The organism is Lysinibacillus sp. FSL M8-0134, assembly GCF_038069745.1.
Lineage (GTDB): Bacteria > Bacillota > Bacilli > Bacillales_A > Planococcaceae > Lysinibacillus > Lysinibacillus irui.
In genome coordinates this window covers 232,968-249,762 of record NZ_JBBPAJ010000001.1, presented here as the reverse complement: position 1 = coordinate 249,762, position 16,795 = coordinate 232,968, and the positions used below count along the sequence as shown (strand labels likewise).

General features: G+C 36.3%; 15 protein-coding genes and 1 pseudogene. 10 read left to right on the top strand and 6 right to left on the bottom strand.

Annotated features, from left to right (window positions below; translation table 11 throughout):
• The first annotated feature begins 117 nt into the window (after window positions 1-117).
• On the top strand, window positions 118-1,431 hold the full coding sequence (locus MKY49_RS01270; protein WP_341385420.1) for a short-chain fatty acid transporter: 1,314 nt from the start codon (window positions 118-120) through the stop codon (window positions 1,429-1,431).
• 33 nt (window positions 1,432-1,464) lie between these two features.
• On the opposite strand, the gene MKY49_RS01265 is transcribed toward MKY49_RS01270, so the two are convergent.
• Window positions 1,465-2,103 carry a LysE family translocator gene (locus MKY49_RS01265; RefSeq protein WP_312507655.1) on the bottom strand — a complete coding sequence of 213 codons (639 nt, stop codon included), beginning with the start codon at window positions 2,101-2,103 and terminating at the stop codon, window positions 1,465-1,467.
• Window positions 2,104-2,261: 158 nt separating this feature from the next.
• On the opposite strand from MKY49_RS01265, the gene MKY49_RS01260 reads away from it, so the two are divergent.
• Window positions 2,262-2,684 carry an SRPBCC family protein gene (locus MKY49_RS01260; RefSeq protein WP_274795364.1) on the top strand — a complete coding sequence of 141 codons (423 nt, stop codon included), beginning with the start codon at window positions 2,262-2,264 and terminating at the stop codon, window positions 2,682-2,684.
• Window positions 2,684-3,004 carry an ArsR/SmtB family transcription factor gene (locus MKY49_RS01255; RefSeq protein WP_274795363.1) on the top strand — a complete coding sequence of 107 codons (321 nt, stop codon included), beginning with the start codon at window positions 2,684-2,686 and terminating at the stop codon, window positions 3,002-3,004. Before MKY49_RS01260 ends, MKY49_RS01255 begins: the two co-directional genes overlap by 1 nt.
• A gap of 37 nt (window positions 3,005-3,041) precedes the next feature.
• Here MKY49_RS01255 and MKY49_RS01250 read toward each other — a convergent pair whose 3' ends face one another.
• The 3 genes from MKY49_RS01250 to MKY49_RS01240 form a co-directional block, all read right to left on the bottom strand.
• Complete coding sequence (locus MKY49_RS01250; RefSeq protein WP_274795362.1) at window positions 3,042-3,821, bottom strand: YqhG family protein; 780 nt, start codon at window positions 3,819-3,821, stop codon at window positions 3,042-3,044.
• A gap of 17 nt (window positions 3,822-3,838) precedes the next feature.
• The gene (locus MKY49_RS01245) at window positions 3,839-5,353 is read right to left on the bottom strand and encodes a DEAD/DEAH box helicase (protein ID WP_274795361.1); all 1,515 of its coding nucleotides are present in this window, start codon (window positions 5,351-5,353) and stop codon (window positions 3,839-3,841) included.
• 170 nt (window positions 5,354-5,523) lie between these two features.
• The gene (locus MKY49_RS01240) at window positions 5,524-6,573 is read right to left on the bottom strand and encodes an NAD(P)/FAD-dependent oxidoreductase (RefSeq protein ID WP_274795359.1); all 1,050 of its coding nucleotides are present in this window, start codon (window positions 6,571-6,573) and stop codon (window positions 5,524-5,526) included.
• A gap of 268 nt (window positions 6,574-6,841) precedes the next feature.
• Here MKY49_RS01240 and MKY49_RS01235 point away from each other — a divergent pair, with 268 nt between their 5' ends.
• The 5 genes from MKY49_RS01235 to MKY49_RS01215 all read left to right on the top strand — a co-directional run bounded on the left by MKY49_RS01235 (window position 6,842) and on the right by MKY49_RS01215 (window position 12,329).
• The gene (locus tag MKY49_RS01235) at window positions 6,842-8,956 is read left to right on the top strand and encodes a choice-of-anchor I family protein (protein ID WP_312507656.1); all 2,115 of its coding nucleotides are present in this window, start codon (window positions 6,842-6,844) and stop codon (window positions 8,954-8,956) included.
• Between the two features lie 128 nt (window positions 8,957-9,084).
• On the top strand, window positions 9,085-9,663 hold the full coding sequence (locus MKY49_RS01230) for a dienelactone hydrolase family protein (protein WP_341385419.1): 579 nt from the start codon (window positions 9,085-9,087) through the stop codon (window positions 9,661-9,663).
• A gap of 11 nt (window positions 9,664-9,674) precedes the next feature.
• Window positions 9,675-10,631: a response regulator transcription factor gene (locus MKY49_RS01225; protein ID WP_274795353.1), complete on the top strand. Its 957-nt coding sequence runs from the start codon at window positions 9,675-9,677 to the stop codon at window positions 10,629-10,631.
• Between the two features lie 145 nt (window positions 10,632-10,776).
• A complete protein-coding gene (locus tag MKY49_RS01220; RefSeq protein WP_274795352.1) occupies window positions 10,777-11,625 on the top strand; it encodes an ABC transporter ATP-binding protein in 849 nt (282 codons plus the stop codon).
• Window positions 11,622-12,329, top strand: coding sequence for an ABC transporter permease (locus MKY49_RS01215; RefSeq protein WP_312507657.1), 708 nt, complete (start codon window positions 11,622-11,624; stop codon window positions 12,327-12,329). The genes MKY49_RS01220 and MKY49_RS01215 overlap by 4 nt, the downstream gene beginning before the upstream one ends.
• Here MKY49_RS01215 and ldmS read toward each other — a convergent pair.
• Entirely contained in the window at window positions 12,326-13,501 is a 1,176-nt protein-coding gene (ldmS, locus tag MKY49_RS01210; protein ID WP_274795349.1) for an L-aspartate--L-methionine ligase LdmS, read from the bottom strand. The genes MKY49_RS01215 and ldmS overlap by 4 nt on opposite strands.
• Before the next feature lie 113 nt (window positions 13,502-13,614).
• Window positions 13,615-14,199, bottom strand: coding sequence for a GNAT family N-acetyltransferase (locus MKY49_RS01205; RefSeq protein ID WP_341385418.1), 585 nt, complete (start codon window positions 14,197-14,199; stop codon window positions 13,615-13,617).
• A 97-nt stretch (window positions 14,200-14,296) separates the two neighbouring features.
• Between MKY49_RS01205 and pdxR the strand changes: the two genes are divergently transcribed.
• Together pdxR and MKY49_RS01195 are read left to right on the top strand one after the other, a co-directional pair.
• Window positions 14,297-15,667 (top strand): MocR-like pyridoxine biosynthesis transcription factor PdxR, encoded by a 1,371-nt coding sequence (pdxR, locus tag MKY49_RS01200; protein WP_322606478.1) that lies wholly within the window; start codon window positions 14,297-14,299, stop codon window positions 15,665-15,667.
• A 265-nt stretch (window positions 15,668-15,932) separates the two neighbouring features.
• Window positions 15,933-16,735 (top strand): annotated as a pseudogene (locus tag MKY49_RS01195) (EcsC family protein).
• Window positions 16,736-16,795 lie beyond the last annotated feature (60 nt).

Below are 16,795 nucleotides of genomic sequence, written 5' to 3'. Positions count from 1 at the left end.
TCTATTTCTATTACACGTTTTATTTATCGTCCCTTATACAAATTTTCTCTTTATTCGCAATAATCTCTATGTAATATTAAGTGTAGGGGATGCAGAAAAAAGAAAGGGGATTCATGAATGAAAACATTAACAAAGATTTCAAATACTATTATGGAAAAGTATTTACCCGACCCATACATATTTGTCACTATACTCACAGTATTAGTACTGTTATTAGTGGTCTCTCTTACTGATTCGTCACCTCTCGAAATGGTAACTTATTGGGGAGGGAATTTTTGGAAATTATTAGAATTTACGATGCAAATGGTCATTGTGTTAGCAGCTGGACATATACTGGCAAATAGCCCAATTTTCAAAAAAGGGTTGTCAGCTGTAGCTAGTAAAATAAAGACACCAAGCATGGCCATTATTATTGTAACATTCATATCACTTATAGCATGTTGGATTAACTGGGGATTTGGTCTTGTCATTGGGGCTTTATTTGCAAAGGAAATTGCTCGTCATGTAAAGAAAGTAGATTACCGCTTATTAATTGCTAGTGCTTATTCGGGTTTTATCATTTGGCATGGAGGATTGGCAGGCTCTATTCCCCTGTCCATTGCAACTGAGGGACATCCTTTTGCAAATTTAATTGGTGTTATACCAACAAATGTTACACTATTTTCAACGTATAACTTATTTATTGTTATTGTAATAGCTTTAACTTTACCTTTCTTTAATCGCTGGATGATGCCAAAGGACGAAGATACAATTGAAGTTGAGCCCTCATTATTAGAGGAAGAAAAAGTCGCACTACCTAAGCCAGAAAATAACTTCGCAAGTCGTTCGGAGCGTAGCTATATTTTAACGATATTAATCGGTTTAATTGGACTTGTCTTTTTATTTCATCATTTTATTACAAAAGGCTTTGCCCTAGATTTAAATGTAGTCAATACAATCTTTATTGTTTTGGGCATTATTTTTCATGGTACTCCTCAGCGTTTCCTTGCGGCAGCACAGGATGCCATTAAAACAACTACAGGTATCGTTATTCAATTTCCTTTCTATGCGGGCATTATGGGAATGATGACAGATTCAGGTTTAGCTGCAGTGTTCTCTCAATGGTTTGTGAGTATTTCCAATGAACATACTTTCTATCTATTTACATTCTTCTCAGGAGGATTAGTCAATTTCTTCGTTCCATCAGGTGGTGGACAATGGTCTGTGCAAGCGCCTATTATGTTAGATGCTGCGACGGCATTAGGGGCAGATTATGCGAAAACAGCTATGGCAATTGCATGGGGAGACGCATGGACGAATATGATTCAGCCATTTTGGGCTTTGCCTGCTCTTGCTATTGCTGGGTTAAAGGCAAAAGATATTATGGGCTTCTGTTTGTTTATTTTAATTTATACCGGAATCATTATTAGCATAGGATTCCTTTTCTTCTAACATTTTATATTACATTAGAAAAGCCCAACAAAATTAGTGGGCTTTTTCTAATGCTAATTTAATTCCAAAGCCTATTAACACAGCGCCAGTTACCCCTTCGATAATAGCCTTCGTCGATGGCCTTTTCATAAATGCGCTAATTCGATCTAAAAGATAGACATAAAAGACAAACCATAACATGGTTAATGCTGTATAAATTAAACCCATTATTAAAAAAGGAAAAAATGTCCCGCTTGTACCGTCCACAAACTGCGGAAGAAATGTTAGGAAAAATACAGCGACCTTTGGATTTGTCACATTTGTTAGAAACCCTTGCTTAAAGCAAGATTGCTGAGAATATTTGTGATCCATGCTTTCCACATCTTCTACAACAGGCGGTTGTGTGCGTATTGTTCGAAGTGTCCACAAGGTTTTTATACCTAAATAACATAAATAAACCGCTCCAACATACTTTAATACGGCAAATATATAGGCAGATTTCACAATAATAGCTGAAAGTCCGATAACTGCTGCACATGTATGAATCAATAAACCACAACAAGAACCTATTATTGTCTGCAACCCTCCCCTTCTACTTACAGTTAACGTATTTTTTGTGGCAATGGCTGTATCAGGACCAGGTAAAATAATGAGCAAAATGCACATAACTAAGAACACAGATATGTTGACCATAAAATCCCCTCACCATCTGTCAGAAAATTTTAATTAATTGTAGCACAAGCATCGCCCTACAAAAAGATAGAAATTATTTTTATTGACATATAACCATAAGGTGTTATATATTCATAACACCTTATGGTTATGTATCATCAACAAAGGAGTAACTCAACATGACTGAACAATTACAGGATATTGTCAAAACAATTACACTAAACGCCCCTATTGAAAAAGTGTGGGAAACAGTAGCAACGGCTGAAAAGATTGCTACTTGGTTTATGCCAAATGATTTTCAACCTATCGAAGGCCACGAATTCACTATTCAATCACCTTTTGGACCTTCACCTTGTAAGGTAGAACGTGTAGATGCCCCACATTTTCTGCGATTTGCCTGGGATGAGGATGGCTGGTTTGTAACTTTTGAGCTAAAAGAAGTAGGACAGCAAACTGAATTTACCTTAACACATGGAGGCTGGAAGGAAGCTTCACATATTATCCCTAAAGCCAACACAGCTGCTGAAGCTATCCGTACAAAAATGGATGGCGGGTGGACAATGATTATTCATCAAAAATTAAAAGAGATTGCCGAATCCTAATGTCTCAATCAGCAGTAAAGTATGATGTTTTTCAAGCAATTGCTGATCCTACAAGAAGAAATGTCTTACAGCTCCTTGCAGCAACTGATAGACCCATTTCTAATATTTCCGAGCATTTTGACATAAGTCGAACTGCTGTCGTGAAGCATTTAAAAATATTAGAACAGGCAGAGCTTATTTCTGCCCAAAAAAAGGGTAGAGAGAAAATCTATACGCTGCATAGCGAGCGTTTAAAAGAAATTGAAGATTGGCTGCAATATTTCCATTTATTTTGGGACAATAAATTGGCTCAGCTACAGAGCTTGGTTGAAGATTCATAAAAGAAAAGGAGCTGTCCTTATTTCAGACAGCTCCTTCTTAAAAGAGATAAAATAATCCGCCATTCACTATGTCAATTTTAATTTTAGATTCATATTGCTCCTCTAATGCTTTTCTTTCAATTTCATAACATTCTGGTTTTTCCTCTACATCTTCATAAAAATAATCTAAAACTCGTTGATCTCGTTGCCATCGTTTTTGTGCTTCATTTGCCCATGAATGATCGTCCTGCTCAATAATTGACTCTATTGTAGCCTTTAATCTTTCAAGCGCTCGCGTTGGCTTTATAATATATTGCACATGAAATACATTGTCTGCGGGTTCTGTGTCAAAATCCGAAGAACAAATCGTTTCATGAAAATCCTCCTTGATAACACCCGTTAATAAATTGATACCAAATGAATAAAGCATTTCTTTCGTACGATCACAGCAATAGGAAACTTTAAAATTAACGCCTAGCCAGGGCGTTAAAATGACCTGTCCCATATCTCGATCAACCTTTTCAAACAATTGTACATATGCACCAAGCTCCCTTGTCGCTAAAAATAGCTGATTTAGACGTGGCGAACCGTAATGAATTGCCTCTCCAAATACATTGCCTGATAGTGCTGACTGATCTGTAATAAAGGTTACTTGTGCTGGGTTTGGCTCACTATTCGTCGCTTCTATATACTGCCAGTAAAACGGCCTATTCATAATTCTTTTATCAATATCTACTGTTAGTTGTACCGTTAAATAATGATTTTCTTCTACCAAAATGGCACAGTCATTCTCAGAAAAAAATTCCTTTAAATAGTGATGGACTTGTTGCGGATACATGGCTGCTCCTCCTTACCTCATACGGATTCTTTAAAGTTAGTTAAAATGGCATCTAAATCACCAACCACTTTCTCGAACACATCTATTTTTGTATGAAGTAATTCCAAGATTTTTTCTTCAATGGTATTTTCGATAGCAAGGTTATAAATATGGACGTCATGCTCCTGACCTAAACGGTGGACACGACCAATCCTTTGCTCTAGCTTCATTGGATTCCATGGTAAGTCATAATTGATAACATGATGACAAAATTGAAGGTTTATCCCCTCTCCACCTGCCTCTGTAGCAATAAGTACTTGTGCTCTTTCTTTAAAAAGATGCTTCATATAATCTCGTTTACTTTTATTAAATTTACCATTAAACAACACACTCGTTATACCATTAGAGTGTAAATACCACTGTAGATAAATTTGTGTAGCCCGATATTCAGTAAAAATGATAACCTTGTCATTTGCTTGCTTCACAATTTCTAGCGTTTTTTCTGCTTTTGAATTTACTTTTAAAGCCATTACCTTTGCTATAATTGCTTCAATATCTTGTGACTGTGCATGCTCTTCCAGCATATTTGTTAATGTTAATGCTGTCGCTTCCTTACTACTACACATTTCCTTTTGCAATGTAATTAATGAAAATGATCCTGTGTTTTCAAGGTTTCCAAGCATATCATAAACTTCTCTTTCTTCGTCCGTAAAAGTAATCGGTACAATTTGAACACAACGATTCGTCCATTCTATACCCGTATCTTCTCTTCGGTTCCTCACCATAACCTGATTGACTAATTCTTTCAAATAATCATCATGTTCTAAATGATGCTTACTAGCTGAAAATGCCGATTGGAAGGTATCATAGTTCCCTAAATGACCCGGTTTTAATAATGAGATTAAATAAAACAATTCGAACACATCATTTTGTATAGGTGTGGCTGTTAATAATAAGCAGAATTTTTTCTTTAAACCTTGAACGAATTCATAAATTTGTGTTTTATTATTTTTTAATTTATGTGCCTCGTCAATAATAATCATGTCATAATCTTGCTCATAAATACGCTCTCTATGAGGACTTTTTTTTGCTGTATCCATACTCATAATTAAGACATCGTAGCGCTCTATCGGACAATTTTTTTTATAGGCGATGGCAGGTATATGAAATTTAACATTTAACTCTTCTATCCACTGATTAATTAGAGAGGCAGGGGCCAAAATTAATGCCCTTTTGACAAGACCTCGAATGAGATACTCCTTTAAAATTAAACCAGCTTCAATCGTTTTACCAAGACCTACTTCATCAGCTAAGATAGCCTTTCCATTCATGCGTTCAATTACAGTTTCAGCTGCTTCTAGCTGATGTGTCAGCGGCTTTAAATTAGGTAAATACTTCGTAGCTTGTAATCCTGTAAAGTCAGGAATCAATTTCATTTTCACAATATCATAATTCATCTTATACAATGTCCAGCTATGCCATTTCTCAAGATGATTTAATCGATTAACAAATCCTTCTTCCCACTCGGACGACCTTTCTATTTTCATGATCATCACCTCATGTCATTATTTCTAGCTTAGGTTGTCCAAAAAAGGGAAATCTATGTTCCTTCCGATAAAAAACAACTAAGTGGGGCAATTTTATAGAACATCATTTTCCTCATCAAGCATGTGAAAACAGAAAGAAAGGAACACCAACAGTTTATTAGTGTTCCTAGGAATTATCATTTTAAACTTTCCTGCAATAGCTTGCGATTACGTTGTTTAAATATATCGTTATGTGAGGAAACAATACCACCCTCTGAAGCATCAGGTTGAATATACTTCTTCGCACTATTGACTGCATGTAATGCATCATGAAATGCTGCAGCAATTAAATGGATTTTACCAGCATGATGCAGAATATCACCTGCAGCATACAGACCCGGAATGGAAGATTCACTATTTATTGAACCAGCAATAAAATAGTCATTTTTACGTTCAATGGCTAGCGGGCTATTATCTAATAACTCCTTATCACGTATATAGCCATGACTGATAACCACTTCATCGACAGGAATTTCTGTTACAGTGCCTGTTTCATGATTCGTTAAAGCAATCGCTTTAATCATTCCTGCTTGATCGTCTGCAATGAGCTTGGTAATTTCAGAATTATAATGACACTCAATGGCACTATTCGTAAGCTCTGTTATTTGAGCCTCATGTGCAGACAATTTATCTTTTCGATAAGTTAAGTATACCTTGGAAGCTACCTCCATTAACTCTAATGCCCAATCTACAGCGGTATTACCACCACCAGATATTATTACTGTCTTATCTTTAAATTTTTCATAGGATTTGATTGTATAGTTTAAATTCGATACTTCAAAGCGTTCAGCTCCCTCAATTTCGATTTTTTGAGGATTCAGAATGCCACCACCAATAGCAACAATAACCGTTTTAGAATAATGAATATTTCCAGATTCAGCTGTAACGACAAAAATTCCTTCTTTATTTTTGGCAATTGAGAGCACTTTTTCATTTGTATAAATGGAAGGATTAAACGTTAAGGCTTGCTCGACTAATTGTTTAATAAGTTGCCCACCTGAAATGGGCGTAACTCCTCCAATATCCCAAATCATTTTCTCTGGGTAAACATGGATTTTACCACCAAGCTGTGGCTGTGATTCAATTAACTTTGTCTTCATTTCACGTAAACCACAGTAAAAACTAGCATACAAACCTGCAGGTCCCCCACCAATGATTGTTACATCATACAATTCTTGTTCTAACAATATTTAACACACCTTTCATTTGTTATTCCTATCCCAAGGCCATAGCATTGGCTTACCTACCACAGCTCTAACTGTTTACTTTTCATATACAAAAATTACTTTATATTTCCTCCTTACCTCATTATACGATAATGATAATCATTATCAACTAAAATGATAATGAAAACCTTATATTTTGCTAAATCTTACTATTCTTTAATTAATCTTTATACGGCCTTTACATTGGACATGTACGCTTAAACTAACTTTAATTGGAGGTTTAATATGTATGAAGTATAAAAAATTAGCCGCAATGGCAGCAGGTTGTTCTATAGCTTTAGCTTCCTTTTTAGTGGGAGAAAATCAATCCTATGCGGTAGAAAAAATACCGTCTGAATTAACCTTAAATGTCTCCTCTCGGTATGATTCTGGTGTAAAAAATGAGGATGGCGGCGCAACCGAAATCGTTGCTTACAATGCTGACAATCACAAATATTATGTGATCAACGGGACGACTAAGCAAATTGAGGTTGTCCCTTTACAAAAAAATACGCCCTTTACTACCCTAAAAGCAGAGAAATTCATAAATCTTGAAAAGGCATTAAAAGAAGTAAAACCAAACTTCTCATATGGGGACGTGACAAGTATTAGTATTAGCACGGAATCGGATATCATCGCAGCCGCAGTACAAGCAGCAGACTACAATGATAATGGATTAGCTGTATTGTTAGATTACAGTGGTACAATCCTTCATGTTGTGGAAGCTGGTAAACAGCCTGATATGATCACCTTTACCCCGGATGGAAAGAAGATACTTGTAGCAAATGAAGGTGAACCCCGAGAAGGTTATGAGATGGCCACAGATCCCGAAGGCAGCGTCAGTATAATTGAGCTCTCAACTGATATGACAAAAGCCACCGCTAAAAACATAACTTTTAAGGCTATGGACGCTCAACGTGAGGATCTTGTGGCTAAAGGAATAATTCTAAAGAAGAAAACGAATCCGTCCGTTGATTTTGAACCAGAATATATAGCTGTTAATCGTATGAGTGATAAAGCCTATATTACCTTACAAGAAGCAAATGCTATTGCTACTCTAGATCTTACAATGGGTGAATGGATAAATATACAACCATTAGGTTTTAAGGATCATAGTAAGGAAAAAAATGCTCTGGATTTTATGAAAGATAACAAAATCAATATTACTACAGAGAATCTTTTTGGAATCTATATGCCTGATGGAATTGCATCCTACGAGGTAAATGGTAAAACGTATTTAGTCACAGCAAATGAAGGCGATTCACGTGATTGGAATGGTTACATAAATGAAAAAGAAACGGAATTAAAAGGAAATGATGTTGTTCTTTTTGATTCATCTGATTATGATGGTTTACAACAAGGAAAGTTATATAGCTTCGGTGCACGGTCTTTCTCAATCTATGAAGCCGATACAATGACACAGATCTATGATAGCGGTAGTGATTTTGAAAAAGTCATTGCTGATTCATTGCCTGAATACTTCAATGCTTCCAATAATAATACTAAGCTTGATAATCGCAGCGGTAAAAAAGGACCTGAACCAGAGGATGTAAAAATCGGGCAAATTGGTGATCGTACGTATGCCTTTATCGGTATAGAACGAGTTGGTGGCATTATGATGTATGATATTACAAAGCCGGATGCTCCAGAGTTTGTTCAATATTTCAATGAACGAGATTTTAGTGAAAACATAAAGGGAGATGTTTCACCAGAAGGTTTAACCTTTATTCCTGCATCCACAAGTATTACTGGACTTCCAACTTTACTTGCTGCCCACGAGGTTAGTGGCACTGTTACTGCTTTTACATTTGGCAACTCGAATAACAGTACATTTTCAGATATACAAGGACACTGGGCTCAAACAGCTATTGAATACTTAGCAAGCACTCAGATATTTAATGGCATCACAAAAAATCAGTTTTATCCAAACGCACAACTGACAAGAGCACAATTTATTACTGTTCTCAGTCGAGCACAGGGGATTAGCACTACAACAAAAGCCCCTTTTTCAGATGTAAAACCAGATGATTATTTTGCTGAAGCTATTGCTTGGGCTCATGAACATAAGCTAGTTGATTCAACAGATGGAAAGTTTAGGCCTCATGAACCTATTAGCCGAGAGGAAGCTGCCGTAATTTTGTATAATTTTACAAAGCTAATAGAAAAACCATTATCAAAGCATCAGCCAAAGCTATTATTCAAGGATGATGCTGCTATTTCCGCTCATACTAAAGAGGCCATTTATAGCTTACAACAAGCTGGAATTTTAACAGGAGATAAACAACAACTTTTCGAACCACAAAGCACATTATCTCGTGCTACTATCGCGTCCATTCTTTATCGTTTATTTGTTCAATCATACTAATATTGAAAAAGTCTGTTCGAGTAGTCGGACAGCTTTTTTTCATTTCAAAAAGGAACATTCATAAATTTCCAAAATATACGTTAACGTTACTTTTTGATAAACTATTGGAAAAAGTTAAAGAGGTAATCATGAAAAGGATACTATTTATATTACACGAAATATATGGGGTAAATCATTTTATTAAAGAACAGGAGAGAGCTTACTGTGATGACAACACAACTACTACCTGTATTTCGCTCTATCCAGAGGGACTTTCCTTTCCATATGAACAGGAAAAACAAGCTTATGACTTTTTCGTACAGTCAGTTGGATTCGATACTCCTATTGAATTACTTTCACAAAAACTGCTAAAAGCATGTGAAGACTACGAAGAAGTAGTATTAATTGGATATAGTGTAGGGGCCACTTTAGCTTGGAGATTATCAGCACTTCCCCTCCACCGAATCGTTTGTGTTTATGGTTCACGTATACGTCAATATATAGATGTTAGACCTTCCTGTCCAACCTTGGTTATTTTACCTAGTCAGGAAAGTAGCTTTGATGTTAAAACCTTAAAACAAGCACTTGTGAGCATACCAAATGTCCATCTGAAACAATATCAGGGGCTTCATGGTTTTATGGATGCGTCCAACTCTAATTATTGCTACAGTAGCTTCCTACAAGCACAAACTGACATTAAAAGCTTTTTACAAGAGAACAAAATTTAGGAGGAACAAAGATGGAACGTAACATTAATATTGACGTTGATCCCTATATTGAAGGAGGTAATGTTATTTATCCAAGTTTTCACCTGTCCTTACAACCTGGTACAATCATTGGGATCTACACTGATGTTTCTAAAATACATACATTGATGCAATGGTTTATGAAGCAAAAGAATACTTTTACATACTTTCGTGAGAGTGCCTTGTATGAGCGCCTAACTGTCCTCGAGCATTTACAGTTTTTTTTAAAGCTTTTTCATCATTCAACTAGGGAAAAAGAGAATTTATTAAAATTACTTAGCCTTATGGAACAAAAAAACACTAAAATCCATAAACTTTCTACTGGTGAAAAACAGCGATTAAAGCTTTTGACTACATATCTCCACCAATCGCCTATGCAAGTTTTAGAAGAGCCCTTTCAAAACATTGATGATTTTTCTAAACAAAATATCCAAAAATTATTAAAACGCTTAGTCGAGCAACAAAAAAGTATTATTTTACTCTCGAATAATTTGGAAGACTTAATGATTACAAGTACGGTTATACATAGGCTAGATGGAACTGGTTTACATACATTGGATGTTAAGGAGGAGGAGGTAGAACATACTCCACAGCCATTTGAGAGCGCACCAATTCGGCTTGATAAGATTCCTACAAAGAAAAATGACAAGATTATTTTATTTAATCCACCTGAAATTGATTATATTGAAAGTGTTGATGGGGTTGTTTCTGTCTTTGTTGCTGGTGAAGCATACCCATGTTCTTTATCCCTTAATGAGCTAGAGCAAAAATTGACACCTTTCGGCTTTTTTAGAAGTCATCGTTCTTATATCGTTAACCTACAAAAGGTTCGAGAGATCATTACATGGACACGCAATAGCTATAGCCTAGCACTCAACAGTACAGAAAAGACAGTAGTTCCCCTGTCGAAAAATAAACTGGCAGATTTAAAGGAAATACTCGGAATTTAGTAGATTTCCCAGGAAATAAACGACTCCTGTCACCTTTAATAAGGTTCCACTGAAGGTCATTTTTCTGCCATTCACGCAATTTTTACTGTGAGCCTTACTCTTGTTGATTATAGTATAGACATCAACAACAAACAGGAGGTTACACATGAACGCAGTGATTGATGTGCAACATTTGAAAAAAACTTTTAATAAAGAGACAGCATTACAAGATGTTTCCTTTACTATTCAGAAAGGCGAAATATTTGGCTTTCTTGGACCGAGTGGTTCAGGTAAAACTACTACTATTAAAATATTAACCGCACAAACAGATAAATCTGCTGGCAATGTTCTATTATTTGGTCAGCCAGCAACTGACATGAAGCAAAGTCAAAATCGAAAACGTTTTGGTATTTTAACAGATAATAGTGGACTGTACACAAGACTATCTATTGAGGAAAATTTATTACTCTACAGTAATTTATATGAGATACCTAATTCTGCTGTCAAAGAAGCTTTAGACTTTGTCAATTTATATGCAGACCGAAAAAAGAAGATTAGTCAGCTCTCAAAAGGAATGATTCAACGTGTTACACTTGCACGTGCCATCATGCATAAGCCCGAATTATTGTTTTTAGATGAGCCTACTTCTGCACTTGATCCTGTCAATACGCAGCATATTTATAATGGCTTAAGAAGATTAAATGATATGGGGACAACTATTTTTTTAACAACCCACGATATGAGCGAGGCAGAAATACTTTGTGACCGTGTTGCTTTCCTCCATAAAGGGAAAATCCGAGCAATAGGAGCTCCAAAAGACCTAAAAAAAGAATTTGGTACTGACACTATTACAGTAGAGCTTAAAAATGGTGCTCAGGAAATTATAGAAAATGGTGCTCAGGATGCAGAAAAATTATATCAATGGATGCAATCAGAGCAAGTTAGATGTATCTATACAAACGAGCCAACACTTGGTGACATTTTTATGCAAATAACAGGGAGTGATTTAGTATGAATATTTCAATGACACGTATTCAAGCTATATTGATGAAGGATTATAAGGAATTCTCACGTAACTATGCTGTATCATCTATGGTGTTATTACCACTTGTAATGGCATTTTTATATAATCAAACAGGTGCAAATACCATTAACATATATTTCTTACCAATTAATTTAACGTTCTCCATAGTGACCACCTACGTACAATGTAGTTTAATTGCAGAAGAAAAAGAAAAAAACACTCTTCGCAGTCTCATGCTCTCCCCAGCCTCACTTGGAGATATTTTGATTGGTAAAAGCTTGTTTGTTCTAATTATTACAATTGTTTCTGTAGCACTGGCTATTTTTCTAGTTGGCTACGAACCTGCGAACCTTTTTATCTTAGCAATTGCATTATTACTTTCTGCTGTGTTTTATATTGCTCTAGGTACAATTTGTGGATTATTTGCTAAATCAATCATGGAAGCATCTATCATTGTGCTGCCTATAATGTTGATCTTCTCATTCGGTCCTATGGCCTTAGCTCTATCTTCGACTTACCCAATCTTAAAATTAGCGGAATGGCTCCCAAGCTCACAGTTATTACTTTTAGCGGAAGCATTAGAAGGTAAGTACTCTATGACAGATGTGATTATTCCTATGATTACGATTATTGTATGGTCTCTTCTTTCTTGGATTTTAGCGGCAATTATCTATAAAAAAAGAATGGTCGATTAATGACCATTCTTTTCTTCTTCATACACTAACTTCTGCTCTAGCTTTTCAATTTCATCTAGTGTATCAGCATACCATATGCCAACGAATCTAGATGCTATAGGCTCTTCAAAGTAATCGCCATCATAGAAAGATAGCGGAAACAACGTCCCTTGTTCAATCAATGTCTTGATTGTTTGAAAAAAGTGCTTATTCTTTTCCGGGCTTGGTGCTGCATAAGAAGCAAATTTATTAATGGGCTTCCCTAAAGCTTCATGAAACATCAGCATAGAGGTAGAACCATTTTGACGAAAATTTAAGTCTATGGCTTGAACATCTCCCGCCTCCGTGACGATTAAATCAAAGCCAGCCACTCCAACAAAACCTTCTTCAACACCACGTTCCATAATATGTCTTCCCACTTCAATAACTTTTTCAGGGACTTTTTCTACTATAATATTCCCTTCATAAATGCCATTATCATCGGTAATTTGTTGAGAGGCTCCCAAGTATTGAATACCTAGCTCCTCTGAATAAACAAATTGACAGCTATAATTGTCCTTTGTCTGTAAAAGTTCCTCAATAATTATGCTCTCCGTACCGGTCATTCGAAATTGCCGTAAGCCTTCTGTTAGCTCTTCTTTATTATGACAGATGATGACACCATACCCCCCAGATGTTGGAGAATCATCTCCGGGCTTTAGTACAACTGGTGGCTGCCAATTTTTAATGGCATCCGAAAGTCTATATGTCTCAACATTTAAACGGCTCGGCACGAATTTACTGTCGATTAGATGATCGATATATGCTTTTGTATTCAGCTCATTAAATTTCTCGGCATCCATCCAATAGCATTGACGATCCATGTGCTCCAAGTCATGGATATATTGACAAACAATTGTCTTTCCTTCCTCACACCAAGATTGAATTTGTGCCAAATATTCCTCTTTGGTTTCATAACTATAGGGCTGTTCAACCCAAGGTAACCCTGCCACTTCATGTAGCTCTTGAGCTTTTTCTGTTTGTGTGGCTCGGTGTACTAATACGGGGATATCAGCAATAGCTACTTCTCTTGAGGTTAAAGCATCTAGCTTATGAGGATCATCCATCATCCAAGGATTATCACTATACGGTGTTCTTGGTGTATACACAGCATTATCACCATAAATTTGTCTTAAAGTATATTTTGGTTTCAAGTAGATTACCCTCTTTCAAGTTTTAGGTACTCTACCCTTCCTATTATTTTTTGACACTTTTTATAAGAAAAAACGGATTTAAAGATTAATTAAATTCCATTTTATACCTTTATTTATTTACTTTGCACTAATAAATCTTCTACATGTTTTTTCACCTGTGGCCATTCTTCAATCGTAATACTATACATCACTGTATGCCGAATTGTCCCATCTTTGCGAATCATATGATTACGCAATATCCCTTCCTTTGTGGCACCTATACGTTCAATAGCTCTTTGAGAACGGATATTTTCATGATCTGTTTTGATTTGAACTCGTTGTAAATGAAGGTATTCAAAACAATATTGTAATAATAAATATTTACAATGGGTATTAATAGCTGTGCGCCAGTATGCGGGTGTCAGCCATGTATACCCTATCTCTAGTCGTTGATGCTTGTCATCAATATCCATATAACGAGTAGAGCCAATAATATTCCCCGATTGTTTATCCACAATCACAAAAGGAAACTCAGTTTTACCGCTTCTTGTAAGTAGTGCGTTTTCCACAAAGTTATTCACATCCTCCCTTTTTTCTATAGTTTTGGACATATGTGACCAAATCTCTGGATAACTACCTGCCTCTAGAAGTCCTTGAATATCGCTTAACTCTAAAGGCTTTAGTTTGACTACTTCATTTTCTAATGTAATGAATTCCACTACACTTCACTCCTTTTCTACTTATTTAACGGCAAAATTGATATGATGGATATATCCAATTATTAAAAAAACGACCATACCAAAGGAGGTTTTGAATGTGGAGCTCTCTATTTCATTTACAGGAAATTCAGCTAAGTACATACAAATCTATGAAGAAATAAAGCACTCTATTTTAACTAAAAGATTACTTGCTCATGAGCAATTGCCCTCAAAACGTGCTCTTGCTCAAATGCTGGATGTCAGTGTGCATACTATAAAGGAAGCCTATGAACAATTACTTGCAGAAGGCTATATTTATAGCAAAGAACGATCCGGTTATTACATTGCTCCATTTGAATTTGATTGGCTGCAGCAGCATGTCGAACAACAAATTGCTGCTCCAAGCACAACCAACCCCCAAGATGACATACAATTCGATTTTACTAATGGCCATGTGGATAACGAAGCGTTTCCTTACGCTGTTTGGCACAAGCTCATGAAAAAGCATTTTAATTGCGACAACTTATCAACAAGCCCTTGGGAAGGAGAAACTGTTTTACGTATGGAGATTGCCCGCTATGTAGAACGCTCCCGAGGGGTCGTGTGTGACGCTTCACAGGTGTTTATTTATAGTGGTACGCAAAGCCAGCTTTTAGCCCTCTGTCTTTTTCTTGGTTCAACTACTCGGGTTGGTTTAGAAGAACCAGGCTTTAAACGAGTACGTGCAATCATACAGCAGTGTGGATTATCAACAGAGGCAATTCCTGTGGATAATTCGGGAATAACACTTCCCTTAAAAACAATTCACATGTTATACACAACACCGGCTCACCAATTCCCCTTGGGCATGATTATGACAATGGAAAGAAGAGCTGCATTGTTACAATGGGCTATCTCGAACGAGACTCTTATTATAGAAGATGATTACGATTCGGAGTTTCGGTTTAAGGGACTTCCAATCCCTTCATTAGCTAAGATGGACCAGCTTCAACACGTTATCTATTTCGGAACATTCTCGAAAACATTGCTCCCATCATTACGTATAAGTTATATGATTCTACCAAAATCTTTAGTCGCACCATTTATGACCTTCCACCAAGAGCAAAAATCGGTTGTCTCCAAAGTAGACCAGCTTGTCTTAGCAGATTTTCTCGCACAAGGACAATTCGATAAACATTTGGCTAAAATGCGGACAATTTATCGTAAAAAACAGCAAGCATTACTGACATCTATCTCTCAGCATTTTTCAAATGACTTTCAGGTAATCGGTGAAAAATCAGGGCTCCATATTGTTTTGAAGTTACCTCATTATCTTACTGAGAAAAAAGCGATCCAGCTTGCACAAGAAGTAGGCATTCGTGTCTACCCTTGCTCTACTGCCTATCAAAATGGAACCAATGAGGCAATGGTCATTATTGGTTACGGTGGACTGACACTTGGGCAAATTAATGATGGCATTGCGCTGCTTGCTTCTGTTTGGCAACGCTGACTTATTCTTTATTTGTCGAAATACTCATTAAATAAAGCGAAACCTTTAAAACATTTTTTCGTATATCAATTAAGCCTCAGATTCTGCATAGATCACTTTGGTACAGCTAAACAAAGCGTTCAGATTTTATCGAGCAAGGCTTAAAAATCTCCTCTTCAAAATCTGAGACATCCGTTGGAGGCTAGATCTAGATTCGGCAGACCTTAAATAAATAACATATGCTAAATCATTAAAATTAAATGGACACATAAGGGGATTAAACGAGATGGAGAACCGTGAGCAATTAGAACAGCATTTACAGGAAATTAAAGTATGGGAAAAAGATCAAAAAGATTTATGGTTTTGGGAAAAGTTAGGACGAATACCTTTTAAGCTTTTAGATAAAATGACCCCAGTCTTTATTCAAAATAAAATCGCTTTATTGGTTGATGAATTGGGAAATTATATTCAATCAGGAGGAAAGTATTTAATTAGTGAGCAAGCAATGATGCAAAAAATCCGTAACCATTCTTCCACTCAACACATATTGACCATTGCTGATATCGGTCAACATTAGAAAACATGATCACTCTTAGCGATCAATTACAAAATGAGCGTGTAAAGTTTGCTACTGTTCAGGGAGCTTCTACTGGCTTTGGTGGAATCTTTACGTTGGCTATTGATATTCCTGTTATTTTAGGAACAGCATTAAAAACATTGCAGGAAATTGCCATGATTCATGGCTATGATCCGAATGATAAAATGGAGCGTATTTTTATTGTGAAGTGCCTTCAGTTTACTTCTGCTGATATTGTTGGTAAAGAAGCGATTTTACAGGAGCTTTCTACAATGAATAGCACAAAAAAAGCTTCGGACAACATGATTTCTCAGCTTCAGGGTTGGCAGGAGGTTTTTTACACATATCGCGATCAACTTGGCTGGAAAAAGCTGTTTCAGATGATTCCTATTGCAGGGATGGTTTTTGGAGCTTACGCCAATAAAGGGATGATACAGGATGTTGCAGAAACCGGCATTATGCTCTATCGAAAAAGACGTATTTATGAAAAATTAAATGAATTAGAATGTTGATGAAAAAAGATGGTGCAAAAGTGTTGGAGCAAAATAGCCCTTTAAAAAGATTTATGTGGA

Bases quoted from the DNA above. Each gene is read 5' to 3' on its own strand.
- MKY49_RS01220 (WP_274795352.1), top strand. From the start codon at position 10,777: ATGAACGCAGTGATTGATGTGCAACATTTGAAAAAAACTTTTAATAAA.
- MKY49_RS01225 (WP_274795353.1), top strand. From the start codon at position 9,675: ATGGAACGTAACATTAATATTGACGTTGATCCCTATATTGAAGGAGGT.
- MKY49_RS01260 (WP_274795364.1), top strand. From the start codon at position 2,262: ATGACTGAACAATTACAGGATATTGTCAAAACAATTACACTAAACGCC.
- MKY49_RS01235 (WP_312507656.1), top strand. From the start codon at position 6,842: ATGAAGTATAAAAAATTAGCCGCAATGGCAGCAGGTTGTTCTATAGCT.
- MKY49_RS01245 (WP_274795361.1), bottom strand. From the start codon at position 5,353: ATGATCATGAAAATAGAAAGGTCGTCCGAGTGGGAAGAAGGATTTGTT.
- MKY49_RS01265 (WP_312507655.1), bottom strand. From the start codon at position 2,103: ATGGTCAACATATCTGTGTTCTTAGTTATGTGCATTTTGCTCATTATT.
- MKY49_RS01270 (WP_341385420.1), top strand. From the start codon at position 118: ATGAAAACATTAACAAAGATTTCAAATACTATTATGGAAAAGTATTTA.
- MKY49_RS01230 (WP_341385419.1), top strand. From the start codon at position 9,085: ATGAAAAGGATACTATTTATATTACACGAAATATATGGGGTAAATCAT.
- MKY49_RS01250 (WP_274795362.1), bottom strand. From the start codon at position 3,821: ATGTATCCGCAACAAGTCCATCACTATTTAAAGGAATTTTTTTCTGAG.
- MKY49_RS01255 (WP_274795363.1), top strand. From the start codon at position 2,684: ATGTCTCAATCAGCAGTAAAGTATGATGTTTTTCAAGCAATTGCTGAT.
- MKY49_RS01215 (WP_312507657.1), top strand. From the start codon at position 11,622: ATGAATATTTCAATGACACGTATTCAAGCTATATTGATGAAGGATTAT.